This is a genomic window from Mesorhizobium sp. M0491, from assembly GCF_040321265.1.
In the GTDB taxonomy this organism is placed as follows: Bacteria; Pseudomonadota; Alphaproteobacteria; order Rhizobiales; family Rhizobiaceae; genus Mesorhizobium.
This window is the reverse complement of the sequence record NZ_JAMYRE010000006.1, coordinates 158,452-175,616: the sequence shown is the minus strand read 5'-3', so window position 1 is coordinate 175,616 and position 17,165 is coordinate 158,452. Positions and strand designations below refer to the sequence as shown.

Here is a 17,165-nt window from a genome sequence, read left to right as displayed (position 1 = left end):
TCAACTCCTCGTCGATTTCGAGCTGATGATCAGCCCGGCGCTGATGATCAGCGTCGTGGCAATGAAGATGATGGTTCCGACGGCCGTCACCGTCGGGTCGGCGTCGCGGGTGATGCTGGTGAAGATCTGCACCGGCAAGGTCTTGAGGTAGGGACTGGTGATGAACAGCGCGACGATGATTTCATCGAAGGAGGTGACGAAGGCAAACAAAAGCCCGGACAGGATACCGGGCGCGATCAGCGGCAAGGTCACGGTGCGGAATGTGGTGAAGCGGTTGGCGCCGAGGCTGGCCGCCGCCGTTTCCAGCCGCACGTCGAAGACTTCGAGGCTTGCCGATACGGCGATGATGACGAAGGGGATCGCCAGCATCGTGTGCGCGATGACGAAGCCGGTGGTGGTGCCGACAAGCTGGTAGTCGAGGTAAACGGCATAGATGCCGATCGCCAGCACCACGCCGGGCACGATCATCGGCGTGATCAGGATGGCGCGCAGCAGGCCGGCGCCGGAATGTTTCATGCGGCTGAGGCCAAGCGACGCCAGCGTGCCGATCAGCGTGGCGGCAACGGCGACGAGGCCCGCGACCCTGAGCGAATTGAAGAAGCTCGACAGCCAATCGGGATTGGTGAAGAAATTCGCGTACCACTGCCAGGAGAAGCCGGACGGCGGGAAAGCGAGCGACTTCTTCTCGTTGAACGACATCGGGATGATGACCAGCGTCGGCATCACCAGCCAGACGGCGACCAGCAGGCAGAACAGGCCGAGCAGAATGCGGAACGGCGTTTGTCTCATGATCTGGACGCCTGCTTGTGGCGCTGGCGCATCAGCGGTGCGGCGAGCGCCAGCAGCACGAAGGTCGCGACCAGCAGGACGACGCCCATGGCGCCGCCTCGGCCCCAGTTGAGCAGGCTGAGCACCTGGCTCTGCACCAGCGTCGACAGCATGGTGCTGCGCGGGCCGCCGAGCAGGGCCGGCGTGATGTAGAAGCCGAGCGACAGGATGAAGACGATGATGGCGCCGGCGAAGACGCCGGGCAGCGACAACGGCAGATAGATTTCCAGGAAGGCGCGTGCCGGGCGCGCACCAAGGCTGCGCGCCGCCTGCACGAGGCGCAAATCGATGCCGCGCATGACCGAATAGAGCGGCAGGATCATGAACGGCAGCAACACCTGCGCCATGCCGATGACGACTCCGGTCTGCGTGCGGATCAGCTTCACGCCGTCAAAGCCGAGCAGCCTGATCACCGAATTGATGATGCCGGAATCTTGCAGCAGGATGACCCAGGCCAAGGTGCGCACCACGCCGCTGACCCAGAACGGCACCAAAACGCACAAGATGAGGACGAGTCGCAGGCGCGGCTCGACGGCCGTCATGAGATAGGCGTAGGGGTAGGCCGCGATGACGCAGACGATGGTGACCCAGGCGGCGATGGAAAAGGTGCGCCACAGGACGGTGACGTTCACCGGCGTGGAGAAGAACCAGACGTAGTTCTGCAGGCCCCAGGCCGGGTCCGAAAAACTGCGCAGCGTGACGGTCAGCAAGGGATAGCCCATAGCCGCGATAAGCAGGAGCAGGGCCGGCATCGCCAGCAGGGACGGATAGGCGGCAAGGCGCAGGCGCCGCTGCGGCCCCTGCACGGCACCTGACGGCCGGGAATGATCACCCCCGGCCGTCGGCGTATGCGATGTCTGGCTCACGCCGTCACCTCAGTGATAGCCGGCTCAGTTGCCGGCCATCAGCGCCGTCCACTTGTCGGACGCGGCGGCGAAATTGGCGACCCAGAACTTGATGTTCTGCTGGTAGCCGAGCTTCGCGTGGTCCGGCGTGTTGGTCAGGAAGGCGGCGACGGATGCGTCGACCTTGGGCTGCGCCTCGTTGTTGATCGGCGAGTAGGACGTCTGCTCGGTCAGGATCTCCTGCGACTTCTTGCCGAGATAGGCGTTGATCAGCGCGTAGGAGGCATCGGTGTCCTTGGCGCCGACCGGGATGGTCAGCTGATCCATGACGACCAGCCAGTCCTTCCACACCGGCGTATAGGCAGCGCCATTCTTGACCGCCGTCATGGCGCGGCCAGTCCACATGATGATCATGTCGGCCTCGCCGGATTCGGCAAGCTGCTGGGATTCTGCGCCGGTCTTCCAGAAGATGGTGTCGGGGCCGATCGCCTTGATCTTGGCGATGCCCTTGTCGATATCGGCAGGCGTCATGGCGTCGACCTTGCCGCCGTCGGCCAGGATGGCCTGTTCGATCAGGCCGCCGAGCGGGCTGCCACTGCCGTCGATGGCACGGGTGCCGGGGAATTTCGCGGTGTCGAAGAAATCCTTCCAGTCCTTTGGCGGATTGTCCTTGTACGTGTCGTTCTTGTACATCAGGACCATGCCGTAGTTCATCGCCGGCACGCTGCATTCGCCGACCTGTCCGGGCGGGATGTGCGAGATGTCGAGCTTGGTCAGATCGAGTTTCTGGAACAGTTTTCCGCAATGCACGAAGGGCGGAAAATCGTCTGTGTCGACGACATCCCAGGTCACATTGCCTGATTCGACCTGCGCCTGAAGCTTGGCGATTTCGGTCGGTCCGTCGTTCAAAAGCTTGACGCCGCTCTTGTCGACGAATTCCTTGAGCGCGGCAACCTGGCCGTCCTGGTAGATGCCGCCATAGGAGACGAAGGTCAGCGTCTTGCCCTTCAACGAGCCGTCGACCACGGTTCCGGCCGGCGGCGCGTTCTGCGCGTGAGCGGCGGCTGCGAGCAAGGCCAGTGCGGCGGCGCCGACAAATCCGGCCAATCTTGATCTGCTTCCCATTTTCTAACCCTCCGATGGCTCGCTGTTTGATTTTGGCAGGCCGGGCGCGAGCGTTTTCCGGGCTACATATTGATCGAGGTCGACAGCGCCGCTTGTCGGCGGCGCGATGATCCACAGCACCTCGGCCACCGCATCGCCGACATTGATCGTCCGGTGCGGCGTCGAGGTCGAATATTCGATGCTGTCGCCCTCTTCGAGGGTGAAGCTCTCGTCGCCGAGCGTCAGTTGCACGCGTCCGCGCAGCACGAGGAACATCTCGCTCGCGTTGCCATGCGTATAGGGCACGTCGCCGGTGGAGCCGCCGACGGCGAACTCGCCGCAATAGACTTCCATCTCGCGGATCGGCCGGCGCGACAGCAGCGTCTTGCGGTAGCCTTCGCTGGTCGGCAGCGCCGGCCGCTCGGCGCGTGTCAGCACCGCGTGCGGCGACACTTCGCAGTCGTCGAAAAGATCGGCGAGGCTGATGCCGAGCGCATTGGCGATCAGCATCAATGTGCTGGTGTTGGCGCCGGAAAGGCCGCGCTCGAGCTGGCTCAGGAAGCTGGCGGTGGTGCCGATCATGCCGCCGAGCTGGCGCAGCGTCAGGCGCCGCGTGGTGCGATAGGCCTTGATGCGATCGCCCAATACCGTCGAGCGGCGCGCTTCGGCGCTGGTTGCGGCATTGTCATTGAGTGCGTGATCCGCAGCGATTTTCATGGCGATCTCAGGGTTCACTTAACATGCTATTAAGTGAGGCGTCCTGGCAAGTAGATTCGCTTGGTCACCTGAAAATCATCGATGGACCTGCAGAGGGTGCATGATCGGCAGACCGGCAACGCCGGTTCGGCTCGATCACTGGATCATGAAGCGCGAACTGAACGGCAGGCTTGCCGCGCCGACGGCCTTCGGGCTGATGCTGACCCGCGCGGGCAGCGCTTCGATGCCGGGGAATTCCCGGCCGATGTCGTCGCACAAGGCCTCGGCGATCTTTTGCGGCGCATAGCTGGACAGGACGACCGAACTGAACTCGACAAACTGGGTCAGCGCGGAGATCGACGCTTTCAGGCGGTCGGAACACTCGCCCAGCCATGCGCTGTAGGCCTCGCCCAGGTCAGGCCACTCAGGGCTGCTGCTCCAGATGATTTCGGACGGGCGCCCGCGCATGGCCAGTTCGCTCTCCAGGCGCATCAGGCCATGATCGAAGCTGGCGCTGGAGTTTCCCTTGTAGATCTGGTGGTTGAGGATGAGCCTGCTCTGCAGCCGTGCTCCCAGATAGAAGAACAGATAGTCGTTGAGCGGCTTTGCGACGCCGAACATGCTCTCGCCGCCAGCTGCCGCGGTGATGTCGTTCTGCACGAAAACCGGCAGCTTGATCTGTTCCTCGATCTCCCCCTGCAAGGCTTTCAGCGAGGTGCTCGATCCGTTGCGGGTTGCAGCCATCGTGTCGACATCGTCGGGAACGGCCAGGCCGATGCCGGCAACCCGGCTGCGCGCCTCGACCGGCAGGCTGGTCATGGCTTGCCTGATCGCGCCGAACAGATCGCCGCTTTGCGGAAAGGGATTGGCTTCATCCGCCGGCAATTGCGTGTGGAAGCGCACGGTGCCGATGAAATCGATGAGTGCGATGTCGATCCGGCGTCGGCTGAAGCCGACGCCAACCGCATAGGCGCCCTCCGGGTTGAGCGAAAGCGGGATGGTGGGCGGCCCGACGCGGCCGCGCTGCGCCTCGCCTTGCGAGACCAGGCCTTCCTGCTCGAGCGAGCGGACGATAACCGATGCCGTCTGCGCCGAGAGGCCGGTTTTTTCGCCGATTTCCATCCGCGAAATGCCTTCGTTCTGAAGCAGCAGCGACAGCACCAGCCGCTCATTGTAGCTGCGGACGCTCAACGCATTCAGCCCGCTCGCGCGATCGGCGATGCGCAATGGATTGGGTGGTGCGAACCTCATGTCAGGCAAGGGTCGCCCCGTCGGTTGGAGCTCGTTGCCCGGTGGCTTTAGTGTTGCTCATGTCGAGCGGCTCCAGCCGATGGCATCGACCGCGCGGGCAAGTGCGGTGCCCAGCAATCTGTGCGCCTCGGCATCGATGTGAAAGCCGTCCGCTTCGCTGCACGACACCACCGAGCCGGCATCGAAAAAGTGGAGTTCGAGCGAGTCCGCCAGAACCTCGAACTCGAGCGCGAGCAGGCGCGATTTCTCCGGCGCACCGGCGAAGATGGACTTCCATTCCTTGACGTCGTCCTGCATCGGCGGCGGCGCCACGATCATGATCTCGGGCGTCGAGCCGCCTGGCCCAGGCGCCAGCTCCTTGATGTCATAGACGAGGCAGCCGATCCCCATCGCCACTTCCGACGGCGGCTTGTTGAAGCGGATCTTCAGGTCGTTGGTGCCGAGCATGATGATGACGAGGTCGAGCGTCGCATGGCTCTGCAGGCAGGGGCGAAGATAGGTTCTGCCGTTTTTGTGGGCGCCCTCGATCGGGTCGTCGTGGACGGTGGTGCGGCCGCTCAATCCTTCCTCGATGACATACCAGTCGGGGCCTAGCTGAGAACGCAATATTCCCGGCCAGCGTTCACCCGGCCCATAGCGCTCGAGCGGCCCCCTGCCGGGGATCTGGCCGTGCGTGTTGGAGTCGCCGTAGCACAAGACTGATCGCATGTTTTTCCCGCCGGGACTGACAGCGCGCCGAAGCCGGCGAGCGCCATTCATGATGGATAGCGGAGCGGTGAAAGGCAAGCAAGGGAATAGTCATTCAACATGACTAACTATTGACAGGGCGAATCCGCTGTGCTTCTAAAGTGCCGGAGGAGTTCTCAACCGTCACCATCGTCCAGCCCGGGTTGGGCCTCGACACGCATGTGTTCGGGGACGGGAGAATCGCGTGCATCGGTCGGTTTGCGACGACGAGCATGCATCGGGAGAGCGTCTCGCGGCAGTACACATTCGTACGGCCGGCCATACGAATTCGTAGGCCGGGACAACCACAAGGAGGAGAGTTGAATGTTAGGATTGCTGAAAACCGTCGGCCTGGGGATGCTAGTTGCGTCCACGCTTGCCGTGACGTCCCTGGCGCATGCGGAAGACATCAAGCTGATGGACGGCGTCGCGCCGCGCCCCGACGACACGCGCATGACCGCGGCCGGTGCGTTCAAGAAGGACCCGCCCTGGGTCATCGGAATGAGCGACTTCGGCGTCAACGCAAACACGTGGACGGTACAGGTGGCGCATGAGGCGGAGAATGCCGCGGCCAAGGACAAGCGCATCTCGAAATTCATCCTGCTCGATGCCGGCTTCGACCAGAAGAAGCAGGTGGCGGATATCGAGGACCTGATTGCGCAGCATGTCGACGCGATCATCGTGCAGCCGGTGACCAGCACATCGGCGAATGCCAGCATCGCCAAGGCGGTCGCCGCCGGCATTCCCGTCATTCTCCACACCGGTCGCATCGATTCCGACGCCTACACCACCGAAATCCAAGGCGGCGCCGAGCATTTCGGCAAGGTGATGGGCGACTGGCTGGTCAAGACCGTCGGCGACAACGGCAAGATCTGGGTCCTGCGTGGCCTGGCCGGACATCCGGAAGACACCAACCGCTACAACGGACTCCTGGAGTCGCTCAAGGGCACGCATGTGCAGATCATCGCCGAGGAGCATGGTGACTGGCAGTACGACAAGGCCAAGAAGCTGTGCGAGACGCTTTATCTGAACAACCCACAGGTTGACGGCATCTGGTCGTCCGGCGCTGACATGACGCGCGCCTGCGTCGATGTCTTCAAGCAGTTCGGCACGCCCGTTCCGCCGATTTCGGGCGAGGGCAACAATGGCTATTTCGGCCAGTGGATCACGGACGGGTTCAAGTCGATCTCGCCGGAATACAGCCCCGCCCAAGGTGCGGCCGGCGTGCGCGCCGCTGTTGCCCTTCTGGAAGGCAAGCAGCTCTACAAACGCTATGTCTATAATCCCGACGGATGGGACCAGGACAAGGCCAAAAAATACTATCGCGACGACCTGACCGCCAATGTCTGGTGGCCGAGCGAACTGCCCGAGGACAAGCTCAAGGAATATTACGGCAAGAAGTGACGGCGCCGTGGCTGGCGGGGAGTGGACAAGCATTCCCCGCAGGCCGTTCCATGTGTTGAATTTGGTTCGTTCGAGGGTTTCGTGACCAATCTTATCGAGATGTCCCACATTTCGAAGGCATTCGGAGGGAGCAAGGCGCTCCATTCCGTTTCCCTCGATCTCAAGGCGGGCAGCGTCCACGCCCTGATGGGCGAGAACGGCGCCGGCAAATCGACGTTGATGAAGATCCTGGCGGGCGTGCATCAGCCCGATTCCGGCGAGATCTTCATGAACGGGGAGAAGCTCGATCTGAAATCGCCGCGCGCCGCACTCGATGCCGGCATTTCGACCGTTTTCCAGGAGCATTCGCTGCTGCCCAATCTGTCGATCGCCGAAAACATGTTTCTGGGCCGGGAGCCGACGACCCGGTTCGGCTCGATCGATTATCGGGCGATGAAAAGCCAGACCGCCAAGGCGCTTGGCGAACTCGGCCTCACGCTCGACCCGTCGCAACTCGTTTCCAACCTGACCATAGCCGAGCGGCAATTCGTCGAGATCGCGCATTGCATCCAGGCGGACGCCAGCGTGCTTATCCTCGACGAGCCGACGGCTGCTCTCAACGCGGCCGATGTCGATGTGCTCAACCGCAACATCCGCCGGCTGCGCGATAAGGGAAAAGCCATCGTCTACATCTCGCATCGCATGGAGGAGATCTTCGAGCTGTGCGACACGGTGACGGTGCTGAAGGACGGCGCACTGGTCGGCACCAGGATGGTGTCCGAGATCACCACCGACGACCTCATCGCCATGATGGTCGGACGCGAACTCCAGGACCTTTTTCCCGATCGCACGGGCGATAAGGGTGATGAGATCCTGCGAGTCGAGAACCTCAGAATCACCGACACATCGCGGCCGCTGTCGCTGTCTTTGCACAAGGGTGAGATCGTAGCCCTGGCCGGACTGGAGGGGCAGGGCCAGCAGCGCTTCCTGAGATCGCTGATCGGCCGCTATCATCCCTCCGCCGGGACGATTTCCGTCAACGGCAAAGCGCTGAAAATGCCGCTCCCGGCATCATCAGGCGTTCGCCATTTGCAGCAGCTGAGGGTCGGCTTCGTTCCCGAGGACCGCAAGGAGGAGGGGCTCTTCCTCGCTTTGCCGATCGCCCACAACATCGCCATCGGATTGCATTCGAGGCGATTCGAACTCGCGCCGGCGCAGCCGTATCGAAACGTCATCGCCCGCATGATGGAGGTCATGAACATAAAGGCGGCAGGGCCGTCCGCGCCGGTCGGCTCCCTGTCGGGCGGCAACCAGCAAAAGGTTCTCCTCGGCCGCTACCTGGCCGCCGATCTCGATCTTCTGCTGGTCGAGGAGCCGACCCGCGGCGTCGACATCGGCGCCAAGTCCGAGATCTACCACCTGCTGCGCGACTTTACCGCCAAGGGCGGCGCCGTGCTGGTGCTGTCGCGCGAGACGATCGAGTTGATCGGGCTCTGCGATCGCATCTACGTCGTCCACGACGACACCATCGTTGCCGAAATGCCGGCGGCGCAGGCGACGGAACACAAGATCCTCGACGCGGCCCTGACGGGCGGCTCCGCGCGCCAGCACTAGGGGGGCTGCCATGGTTCGCTCGCTGTTCAACATCCTGAGTGGCCGGAACACGCGGCAAGGCCTGTGGGGCCTGCCACTGCTGGTCGCCTTGTTCATTTCGCTGTGGCTGACCGTCGAGACGACACAATTTGCCACGGCCGAAAACCTCTTCAACCTGGTGGCCCAGGCAATGCCGCTGATCATCGCGGCCATCGGACAGTTGGTGGTCGTGCTCATCGGCGGGCTCGATCTGTCGGTCGGCTCCGTCATCAGCTTCACCACGGCGGTGCTGGCGCTCGATCAGCCGGCTGTCGTGCTGATCCCGGCGGTCTTCGTGCTGGCGGCACTCATCGGGCTGATCAACGGCCTGGCGATCACCCGTTTCAACGTCCATCCGATCATCGCGACGCTGTCGACGCAGTACATCGTGCTCGGCATCACGCGCATCCTGCGTCCTGTGTCCGGCGGTACGGTGCCGGAGATCGTCATCGATGCCGTCTCAGGCAGTTTCCTCGGCGTTCCCTATCCGGTTTTCTGGGGCATCGTCGTGATCCTGGCAGCGTGGAAACTGCTCTACGGATCGCGATACGGGCTGCATCTGTTTGCGATTGGCGGCGGCATTGCTTCGGGCGCTGAAAGTGCTGCCCGCAATTTCGGCGTCTCCGACCGTCGCAACATCATCCTCGCCTATGTGGTCTGTTCCTGTTTCGCGGCCGTTGCCGGTGTCTTCCTGGCCGGGCGCATCGTGTCGGGCGATCCGAATGTCGGGCTGCTTTTCGAACTCGACACCGTCACCGCCGTCGCCCTTGGAGGCACCCAGCTCTCCGGCAGCATAGGCAGCCTGCACGGCACGGTGATCGGCGCGCTGGTCATGGCGCTGCTGGCCAATGGCATGAACCTCGCCAACGTCTCCCCCTTTGTCCAGACCGCGATCAAGGGCGGCATCCTGCTGGCGGTGGTCGGGCTGCAATCCCGCAAGAAGATGGGGCTCTAAAAGATGGCTGCCGTTCTCGCAAATCCGATCGCCCGGCGCCTGCTGCGCATACCGCCGTCCTATTTTGTCTTTCTCGTGCTGCTGGCGACGCTGTGGATCGCGCGACCGAACATGCTCAACCTCAACATCATGGGTATCTTCGTCAGGCAGATCGTCCCGCTCGGCATCCTGGTGCTGGGGCAGCTCGTCGTCATGCGGGTGAAGTCGATCGACCTCTCCGGCGGCGGCATCATCCTGCTCATCAACTATTTCATCTCGTCGGGCACTTTCCCCGGCGCGTCGATGCCTTTCTTCGTCGTGCTGGCGCTCGCCACCGGCCTCGTCATCGGCCTGTTCAACGGCTTCATGATAGGGAGCCGGCGGGTGTCGGCTGTCATCGTCACGCTGGCGGTCAGCATCATCCTGGTAGGGCTGGTGCAGTTCCTGTCGAGCGGCAATCCGCCCGGCGATGTGCCGAAGCTGTTCAACGACCTCTACAACACGAAATTCCTGTCGGTTCCGACGCCGGTGCTGTTCTGGGTCCTGCTGACCGCTTCGGTGTGGCTGCTTCTGTCGCGGACCGTCTTTGGCCGCTACGTCGCCTCGGTCGGGGAGAATGCCGAAGCCGCGCATTTTTCCGGCGTGCCGGTCCAGCGCACGGTCATCCTGGCGCATACGCTCGCCGGCCTGATCGCGGCGATCGCGGCCCTGGTGCAGACCGGTTCGATCGCCGTCGGCAGCGTCCGTGTCGGCCTCGACCTGCCGATCCTGGCGGTCGCGGCAACGATCCTCGGCGGCGTCGTCTTCGGTCGTGGCGACGGCGGCGTCTGGGGGCCCTTCTTCGGGGCGCTGTGCTTTGCGCTGCTGTTCGTGGTGATGACGGTGCTCGGCATCGACGAGCCCGGCAAGCTCATCGCGCAGGGCGTCATCATCCTCGGCGCGGCGATCTTCTACGGAGTGCGCGTGCGAAACCCCTGACTTAAGACGGCGAAAAGCAAGTGCGCCGGCGTTCAGACAATTGCAAACAGATGGAGAAACATGGATGTCACCGCCAAAAAACATCATGTGCTACGGCGACTCGCTGACCTGGGGCTGGGTTCCGGTCAAGGAGGGGTCGCCGACCTACCGCTACCCCTATGACCAGCGCTGGACCGGTGTGATGTCGGCGGCGCTGGGGGCGGGCTACCATATCATCGAAGAAGGCCTGAGCGCGCGCACCACCTGTCTCGACGACCCCAACGATCCGCGCCTGAACGGGGCCAATTATCTGCCCTCGGCCATCGCCAGCCATCTGCCGCTGGACCTGGTCATTGTCATGCTCGGCACCAACGACACCAAGTCTTATTTCCGCCGGACGCCTTATGAGATCGCCAATGGAATGGCGAAACTGGTCGGGCAGATCCTGACCAGTGCCGGCGGCATCGGCACGCCTTATCCGGCGCCGAAGGCGCTGGTCATTGCGCCGCCGCCGCTGACCCCGATGCCCGATCCGTGGTTCGAGGGCATGTTCGGCGGCGGGCACGAAAAATCCAGGGATCTGGCCAGGCAGTACAAGGCGATGGCGGATTTCATGAAGATCGACTTCCTCAATGCCGGCGATTACCTCACCACGGACGGTGTCGACGGAATTCATTTCACCGCCGCAAACAACGCCGATCTGGGACGCGCGGTGGCCGGCAAGGTCAAGTCGATCCTCGAGCCGGGCCAGGTCAGCACCGCCGCTTGAAGCCGCCACGCCCGTCGGCTTGCGGCACACAGGCCCACGGCGCAGGTGTATCGCAGGTTCCTCCGGCGATGCACATCGATGCGGGGCCGAACGATGCGTTTGGCCCCGTATTGATATGGCGCCCTGCGCCGGCAGATGTGCGTCGATCTAGGGGCTTGGCCTCGGAGCTACGTCATCGGCGGACGCTTTGGTTTGGCGGTCGAAAACGACCGCCAGACCGTTCTTCACGGCAAGCGAGGCGACCATGTCGTCGAGTTCGCGGTCGGGAATGACGGGTTTGAGGACCTGCCGGATGGCCCGATAGGCCTGCTCGGTCGACACATAGCCGTATCGTTTTTTGCGCGCTTCCACATATTGCTCGATGAGAATGCCCAATCGGCGGGCGGCGATGTCATCTGGTTGCTGCAAGGGAGCCTCCTCAAGCGTCGATCGTTTGCAGACCCCAGAGATGTAAAAACCCACGCCGCGAAAGTTAAGGCCTGCTGTCGGCCTGAAGCTCAAAAAAATCTGCTGCCTCATTCGACGAATTGCGCCGCAGCGTGACATCGTGCCCGAACTGGTACCTCGCTGCCGCAAGGAGCAGGTCAATTTGGCTGGTCCGTTCCGAATCCCGATCAAAGCGTGTATTCACAACAGCTCCGACAGAACGGCCATGAAGTGGTCGTTCTCCGCAGCCGAGCCGATGCTGACGCGCACATAGGTGTCAAAACCCTGCTGCTTCCACGGCTTGACGATGACGCCTTGCCGCAACAGGCTTTCGACGAACACGGAAGCATCTCGCCGGCAGTTGAAGAACAGGAAGTTGCCCCTGGAGGCGGCGACGTCGAGGCCCTTGCTCGCCAGAAAAGTCTCGACGCGTTTTCTCTCCGCCCTGGCCAGCGCGACGACCCTGGCGAGGTGTTCGTCGTCGGCCAGCGCCGCGAGTGCGGCGGCTTGGGCCATGCCGTTGGCGTTGAAAGGCGTGCGGACGCGGTCGAGCAGCGCGCGCAGCTCCGGGTCACCGACGATGCCGAAGCCGATCCGCAATCCGGCCAGACCGAACGCCTTGGAAAAGGTCCGCAGCACGATCCAGGGCCGGTCCAGCTTTTCGAGATAGGGCAGGGACGACGCATAGTCGTCGCCCTCGGCATATTCGGCATAGGCTTCGTCGATGACGATCAGCGTCTCGTCGCTCGTCGCATCCAGAACCCTCGACAGATCGCCGCCGGAGAGCCAGCTGCCGACCGGGTTCATCGGGTTCGAGAACAGCAGCATGCGCGGCCGCTCGCGCGCCGCCTCGACCAGCGCATCGACATTAATGGTCAGATCGTCGTTGACGACAACGCGCTTGACGGTAGCGCCCATCAACGTCGCGTAGTCCTCATGCAGCGGAAACGACGGATAGAGCGTGACGACCGCGTCGCCCGGCCGCAACACGGCACGGCTGATGACGGAGAGAAGGTCTTCGGAACCGTTGCCGAGGATAATCTGGTCCTCGGTGACGGCATATTTGTCGCCGATCGCCTGGCGCAGCTTGCGCCCGGCAGGGTCCGGATAGAGGCGGAACATCTCGGAGCCGGCATGCATCGTCGTGGCGAGGGTCGGGCTGGGCCCGAGCGGGTTTTCGTTCGAGCACAGTTTGGCGATTCTGGCCGGTGCGTATCGCTCCATGACCTCGTCAATTGTCAGCCCGGAATTGTAGGGCGACAGGCGGTTGACTTCGGTACGGACCATATCCGAGGCTTTCGACAAGGGCGGGCTCCTCTGCGGTGGATTTCGTCATCCGTACCGTAGCCCAAACAGTTTGTATATGCTTGTATATGCAACTTGATCTGATAGTCTCGACGCTGAAGCGGAAACCGACACCGATCAGGAGGATCACATGCGCAACGCTTCTCTCTTCGATCTCTCCGGCAGGAAGGCGCTTGTCACCGGTGCAAGCCGGGGCATCGGGCGCAGCATCGCCGAGGCGCTGAGTGCTGCCGGCGCAGACGTCGCGGTCACGGCGCGCAGCCTGGCCTCGCTGGAGGCCACCACGGCAGCCATCCGCGCCGCCGGCGGAGTGGCGCACGCCATCGCTCTCGACGTCACCGATGTCGGCCGCTGCCGGGCAGCAACCGCAGAGGCTGCCAGCCTGCTTGGCGGTCTCGACATTCTCGTCAACAATGCCGGCGTGGAGGAGGTGCGGCCCTCGCTCGATGTCGACGAGGCGCTGTGGGACAGGATCGTCGACACGAATCTCAAGGGAGCGTTCTTCTGCGCCCAGGCCGCCGCGCGGCAGATGCGCGACGCCGGACGCCCTGGTGCCATCATCAATCTGTGCTCGCTGACATCCGAAGTCGGAATCCCCACCGCGGTGCCGTATGGCTCGTCGAAGTCGGGCCTGCTCGGCATGACCCGCGCCCTTGCGGCGGAGTGGGCGGAGCTTGGCATAAGGGTCAACGCCATCGCGCCGGGCTATTTCAGGACGGCGATGACCGACGTTTTTTACAGCGACGAGGCATGGCAGCACTCCATGCTGGCCAAGATCCCGCAGCGGCGTTTCGGTGATCTCCACGACTTGCACGGCATCGCCGTGTTCCTCGCTTCGGATGCGGCTGCCTACATAACCGGCCAGTCCATTCCGGTCGATGGCGGCTTTCTCGCCTCGATCTGATGAGGCAGGTTTGCCTCCGCAGTTTCGACGGGAAGGATGATGGAAAAATTGCTGGCGACCATCATACATACATGTATATACTTTTGCCTGAGTGAAGCCTCTCGACGGCTTTGATCCTTGCCCCGGTCGGCTTGTCGACCCGCAGAACTATGGCCATCCACGGGCCAACCGTCATTGCGTTCCAAGAGTTCCAGGAGACGAGCAATCATGTCCGACATCAGCTTCCACGATCTGTCATCCATCGATGCCGACCAGCGCGCCAGTCTGCTGAAGCGCGCCGAGGCCGATCTGACGGTCTTCGTTGAGAAGGTCCGGCCGATCATCCAGGCCGTCAAGGACGAAGGCGACGCCGCCTTGATCCGCTTCGCCGGGGAACTCGACAAGGCCAATGTCGCCGAGGGCGAACTGCAGGTGTCGGAAGCCGAGTTCGATGCGGCGTTCGACAAGGTGGAAAGGGACGTCGTCGAGAGCATCCAGTTCGGCATCGACAACATCAGGCGCTTCCATGAGGAGCAGAAGCCGGAGACGATGTGGCTCAAGGAAGTCCGGCCGGGCGCCTATGCCGGGGACAGGTACACGCCCATCGCATCCGTTGCGCTCTACGTGCCGCGCGGCAAGGGCGCTTTCCCGTCGGTGACGATGATGACGTCGGTGCCGGCGGTGATTGCCGGCGTGCCGCAGATTGCCATCGTGACGCCGCCGACATCGGATGGTTCGGTGGACGCGGCAACGCTCGTCGCCGCGCGTCTCGCCGGCGTGGGCACGGTCTACAAATGCGGCGGCGCCCAGGCAGTTGCCGCCGTCGCTTACGGCACCGAGACGGTGAAGCCCGCACTCAAGATCGTCGGTCCCGGCAGCCCGTGGGTGGTGGCGGCCAAGAGCGTGCTGTCATCGGTCATCAACACAGGCCTTCCGGCGGGCCCGTCGGAAGCGATTATCTTTGCCGATGACAGCGTCGACGGCGGGCTTGCCGCGCTCGACCTGTTGATCGAAGCCGAGCACGGGCCAGATTCCTCGGCCTATCTGGTGACGCACAGCCGCAAGATCGCAGAAGCAGCACTCGCCGCACTTCCCGAGCATTGGTCGCGGATGACCGAGCAGCGTGTGGAGTTTTCGCGCGCGGTGCTGACCGGCAAGCGCGGCGGCATCGTGCTGACCGCATCGCTGGAAGACAGCTACCGCTTCATCAACGACTATGCGCCCGAACATCTCGAGATCCTGTCGACGGAGCCGTTCGCCCATCTCGGACGCATCACCGAGGCGGCCGAAATCCTCATGGGACCGCATACGCCGGTGACCCTTGCCAACTTCGTCCTTGGACCCAATGCAGTGCTGCCGACCAGCCGGTGGGCGCGGACCTACGGCCCGCTTTCGGTGACGGATTTCGTCAAGCGCTCGTCGGTCGGCTATGTCACCTCGGCGGCCTATCCGGAACTCGCTCTGCATGCCCGCAGGCTTGCCCGCTATGAGGGCTTCAGTTCGCACGAGAACGCGGTCTCGGAAATCCGCGACCGCTATCTCGCCGGCTGAGCGGAAACGATCGCGATGAGGGCTGCTCGACTTTATCAACCTGGTGACCTGCGTGTCGAGGACATCGCTCCGCCAGGCGCGCCGGATCCGGGCTGGGTGAAGCTGAGGGTCGATGCCGCCGGCATCTGTGGTTCTGATCTGCACAATTTCCGCACGGGGCAATGGATAAGCCGGTCGCCGTCGACGGCCGGCCATGAACTGGCCGGCACGGTGACCGCCATCGGCGCAGGCGTTGATAGCGTCGCCGTCGGTGACAGGGTGGTTGCCGATTCACGGTTCTGGTGCGGAGACTGCGCGCAATGTCATGCCGGCAGGCGGCATCTCTGTGCGTCGCTGGGCTTTGTGGGGGAGATCTGCGACGGTGGGTTTGCCGAACAGGCGGTGCTGCCCGCACGGCTCTTGCATATCATCGATGCCGGGCTCGACGAGCGGGTCGCGGCGATGGCCGAGCCGCTGGCGGTGGCGTTGCATGCGGTGCGGCGGCTGCCGAAAACGGCAGGCGCGGTGCTGGTCGTCGGCTGCGGGCCCATCGGCGGTCTTGCCGCGCTGCTGCTGTCGCGGACCTTCGCCGGCATCGTGCTCGTCGCCGACCGCAACCAGAGCCGCTGCGCCCGGGTGGCGCGGGTGACGGGTGCCACGATGGTCGATCTGAACCGGGATGCCGTTGCCGCCGCAACCGCCAATGCCCCGCTGCTCGCGGCCATTGAGGCGACCGGCAGCGTCGCGGCGCTCAACCAGTTGCTTGGCGTTCTCGATCCCGGCGGCACGATCGCCATGGTGGGCATCTTTCACGGCCGCCTCAACATTGATCCCAATACGCTGGTCGAACGCGAAATCGGGTTGCTGGGATGCCACGCCTTTGCCGATGAGCTGCCCGAGGCCGTGCGGATGCTAGGTGAGCTCAGCGAACCGCTGTTGGCGCTGATCGACCAGGAGATTGGCCTGGATGACATTCCGGCTGCCTATGAGCGGCTGTTGGCGGGACACAGCGACGGCTTGAAAACAATCATCCGCATGCGGCAACCTGTCGAGCGGTCGTGATTTCCGATGAATCGCCGGAAAGGACTTTGGAAATGGTCACTTTGCCTGACACGGCCAGCCCTCTCTACGAGAAGGTGAAGGACTACATCCTGGCCAACATCGGAACGGGCCGGTGGGGCAAGGATCGCAAGCTGCCGTCCGAGAATGAGTTGGTGGCTTCACTCGGCGTGTCGCGGATGACGGTTCACCGGGCGCTCAGAGAGTTGACCTCGGCCGGGTTCCTGATCCGTCTGCAAGGTGTGGGAACTTTCATCGCGCCACCGCGGCCGCAATCGACACTGATCGAGATCAACAACATCGCAGCCGAGATCGTCGAGCGCGGCAACAGGCATCGTTCCGAAGTCCTCGTCCTCGAAACCATCATGCCGACAAAGGAGCTGGCGCTGTCGTTCGAGTTCGCAAAGCGCGTCCCGATCTATCATTCTGTCGTCGTCAATTTCGAGAATGATTTGCCGGTGCAACTGGAAGAGCGCTTCGTCAATCCGAGCCTCATCCCCGACTATGACAAGCAGGATTTTTCGAAGACGGCGACCTATGACTACCTCATGCAGAAAACCCCGGTGACCGAGGTCGAGCATATCATTTCCGCCATCCCGGCGGATGCCGAGACGGCGCGGCATCTGGGCATCGATGTCGGCGCCTGCTGCCTCTTCCTGCACCGCCGGACATGGACAGGCGCGGTGGTGGCGACGATCAGCAAGCTGACTTATGCCGGCAGCCGCTACTCGCTCGGCAGCCGCTATTCACCTTCAAAAAGCAGCTAACGGAAGCAGGTCGAATGCAAGTCGGAGCGGCCCCGCTGCCAATGTATATACATGTATCGATGAAAACGGT

At 63.1% G+C, this 17,165-nt stretch carries 17 protein-coding genes; 9 read left to right on the top strand and 8 right to left on the bottom strand.

Annotated features, from left to right (window positions below; translation table 11 throughout):
* The 6 genes from NKI69_RS09820 to NKI69_RS09795 form a co-directional block, all read right to left on the bottom strand.
* Positions 1-789 carry an ABC transporter permease gene (locus NKI69_RS09820; protein WP_023809409.1) on the bottom strand — a complete coding sequence of 263 codons (789 nt, stop codon included), beginning with the start codon at positions 787-789 and terminating at the stop codon, positions 1-3.
* Positions 786-1,694 (bottom strand): ABC transporter permease, encoded by a 909-nt coding sequence (locus NKI69_RS09815; protein WP_023809408.1) that lies wholly within the window; start codon positions 1,692-1,694, stop codon positions 786-788. Before NKI69_RS09815 ends, NKI69_RS09820 begins: the two co-directional genes overlap by 4 nt.
* A gap of 24 nt (positions 1,695-1,718) precedes the next feature.
* On the bottom strand, positions 1,719-2,798 hold the full coding sequence (locus tag NKI69_RS09810) for an extracellular solute-binding protein (protein WP_023809407.1): 1,080 nt from the start codon (positions 2,796-2,798) through the stop codon (positions 1,719-1,721).
* 3 nt (positions 2,799-2,801) lie between these two features.
* Positions 2,802-3,494, bottom strand: coding sequence for a helix-turn-helix domain-containing protein (locus tag NKI69_RS09805; protein ID WP_023809406.1), 693 nt, complete (start codon positions 3,492-3,494; stop codon positions 2,802-2,804).
* A 135-nt stretch (positions 3,495-3,629) separates the two neighbouring features.
* Positions 3,630-4,724, bottom strand: coding sequence for an ROK family transcriptional regulator (locus NKI69_RS09800; RefSeq protein ID WP_023809405.1), 1,095 nt, complete (start codon positions 4,722-4,724; stop codon positions 3,630-3,632).
* Between the two features lie 57 nt (positions 4,725-4,781).
* Positions 4,782-5,432 (bottom strand): SGNH/GDSL hydrolase family protein, encoded by a 651-nt coding sequence (locus NKI69_RS09795; RefSeq protein ID WP_023809404.1) that lies wholly within the window; start codon positions 5,430-5,432, stop codon positions 4,782-4,784.
* Positions 5,433-5,774: 342 nt separating this feature from the next.
* Between NKI69_RS09795 and NKI69_RS09790 the strand changes: the two genes are divergently transcribed.
* From NKI69_RS09790 to NKI69_RS09770, 5 genes are all read left to right on the top strand, one after another.
* Complete coding sequence (locus NKI69_RS09790) at positions 5,775-6,854, top strand: substrate-binding domain-containing protein (RefSeq protein ID WP_023809403.1); 1,080 nt, start codon at positions 5,775-5,777, stop codon at positions 6,852-6,854.
* 81 nt (positions 6,855-6,935) lie between these two features.
* Positions 6,936-8,447, top strand: a complete 1,512-nt coding sequence (locus NKI69_RS09785) for a sugar ABC transporter ATP-binding protein (protein ID WP_023809402.1) — start codon at positions 6,936-6,938, stop codon at positions 8,445-8,447.
* A gap of 10 nt (positions 8,448-8,457) precedes the next feature.
* Positions 8,458-9,420 (top strand): ABC transporter permease, encoded by a 963-nt coding sequence (locus NKI69_RS09780; RefSeq protein ID WP_023809401.1) that lies wholly within the window; start codon positions 8,458-8,460, stop codon positions 9,418-9,420.
* Between the two features lie 3 nt (positions 9,421-9,423).
* Positions 9,424-10,377, top strand: coding sequence for an ABC transporter permease (locus tag NKI69_RS09775; RefSeq protein ID WP_023809400.1), 954 nt, complete (start codon positions 9,424-9,426; stop codon positions 10,375-10,377).
* 64 nt (positions 10,378-10,441) lie between these two features.
* Entirely contained in the window at positions 10,442-11,125 is a 684-nt protein-coding gene (locus NKI69_RS09770; protein ID WP_023809399.1) for an SGNH/GDSL hydrolase family protein, read from the top strand.
* 147 nt (positions 11,126-11,272) lie between these two features.
* Here NKI69_RS09770 and NKI69_RS09765 read toward each other — a convergent pair whose 3' ends face one another.
* Both NKI69_RS09765 and NKI69_RS09760 read right to left on the bottom strand, forming a co-directional pair.
* Complete coding sequence (locus NKI69_RS09765; RefSeq protein ID WP_245273087.1) at positions 11,273-11,644, bottom strand: hypothetical protein; 372 nt, start codon at positions 11,642-11,644, stop codon at positions 11,273-11,275.
* 108 nt (positions 11,645-11,752) lie between these two features.
* The gene (locus NKI69_RS09760; RefSeq protein WP_023809397.1) at positions 11,753-12,856 is read right to left on the bottom strand and encodes a histidinol-phosphate transaminase; all 1,104 of its coding nucleotides are present in this window, start codon (positions 12,854-12,856) and stop codon (positions 11,753-11,755) included.
* 130 nt (positions 12,857-12,986) lie between these two features.
* Here NKI69_RS09760 and NKI69_RS09755 point away from each other — a divergent pair, with 130 nt between their 5' ends.
* From NKI69_RS09755 to hutC, 4 genes are all read left to right on the top strand, one after another.
* Complete coding sequence (locus NKI69_RS09755; protein WP_023809396.1) at positions 12,987-13,760, top strand: SDR family NAD(P)-dependent oxidoreductase; 774 nt, start codon at positions 12,987-12,989, stop codon at positions 13,758-13,760.
* Between the two features lie 207 nt (positions 13,761-13,967).
* Complete coding sequence (gene hisD, locus NKI69_RS09750; protein ID WP_023809395.1) at positions 13,968-15,290, top strand: histidinol dehydrogenase; 1,323 nt, start codon at positions 13,968-13,970, stop codon at positions 15,288-15,290.
* 15 nt (positions 15,291-15,305) lie between these two features.
* Positions 15,306-16,331 (top strand): zinc-dependent alcohol dehydrogenase, encoded by a 1,026-nt coding sequence (locus NKI69_RS09745; protein ID WP_023809394.1) that lies wholly within the window; start codon positions 15,306-15,308, stop codon positions 16,329-16,331.
* Positions 16,332-16,363: 32 nt separating this feature from the next.
* Positions 16,364-17,095, top strand: a complete 732-nt coding sequence (hutC, locus tag NKI69_RS09740) for a histidine utilization transcriptional repressor HutC (RefSeq protein WP_023809393.1) — start codon at positions 16,364-16,366, stop codon at positions 17,093-17,095.
* The last annotated feature ends 70 nt before the right edge of the window (positions 17,096-17,165 follow it).

Bases quoted from the DNA above. Each gene is read 5' to 3' on its own strand.
- NKI69_RS09765 (WP_245273087.1), bottom strand. From the start codon at position 11,644: ATGAGGCAGCAGATTTTTTTGAGCTTCAGGCCGACAGCAGGCCTTAAC.
- NKI69_RS09800 (WP_023809405.1), bottom strand. From the start codon at position 4,724: ATGAGGTTCGCACCACCCAATCCATTGCGCATCGCCGATCGCGCGAGC.
- NKI69_RS09745 (WP_023809394.1), top strand. From the start codon at position 15,306: ATGAGGGCTGCTCGACTTTATCAACCTGGTGACCTGCGTGTCGAGGAC.
- NKI69_RS09820 (WP_023809409.1), bottom strand. From the start codon at position 789: ATGAGACAAACGCCGTTCCGCATTCTGCTCGGCCTGTTCTGCCTGCTG.
- NKI69_RS09775 (WP_023809400.1), top strand. From the start codon at position 9,424: ATGGCTGCCGTTCTCGCAAATCCGATCGCCCGGCGCCTGCTGCGCATA.
- NKI69_RS09770 (WP_023809399.1), top strand. From the start codon at position 10,442: ATGTCACCGCCAAAAAACATCATGTGCTACGGCGACTCGCTGACCTGG.
- hutC (WP_023809393.1), top strand. From the start codon at position 16,364: ATGGTCACTTTGCCTGACACGGCCAGCCCTCTCTACGAGAAGGTGAAG.
- NKI69_RS09810 (WP_023809407.1), bottom strand. From the start codon at position 2,798: ATGGGAAGCAGATCAAGATTGGCCGGATTTGTCGGCGCCGCCGCACTG.
- hisD (WP_023809395.1), top strand. From the start codon at position 13,968: ATGTCCGACATCAGCTTCCACGATCTGTCATCCATCGATGCCGACCAG.
- NKI69_RS09805 (WP_023809406.1), bottom strand. From the start codon at position 3,494: ATGAAAATCGCTGCGGATCACGCACTCAATGACAATGCCGCAACCAGC.
- NKI69_RS09755 (WP_023809396.1), top strand. From the start codon at position 12,987: ATGCGCAACGCTTCTCTCTTCGATCTCTCCGGCAGGAAGGCGCTTGTC.
- NKI69_RS09780 (WP_023809401.1), top strand. From the start codon at position 8,458: ATGGTTCGCTCGCTGTTCAACATCCTGAGTGGCCGGAACACGCGGCAA.
- NKI69_RS09790 (WP_023809403.1), top strand. From the start codon at position 5,775: ATGTTAGGATTGCTGAAAACCGTCGGCCTGGGGATGCTAGTTGCGTCC.
- NKI69_RS09795 (WP_023809404.1), bottom strand. From the start codon at position 5,432: ATGCGATCAGTCTTGTGCTACGGCGACTCCAACACGCACGGCCAGATC.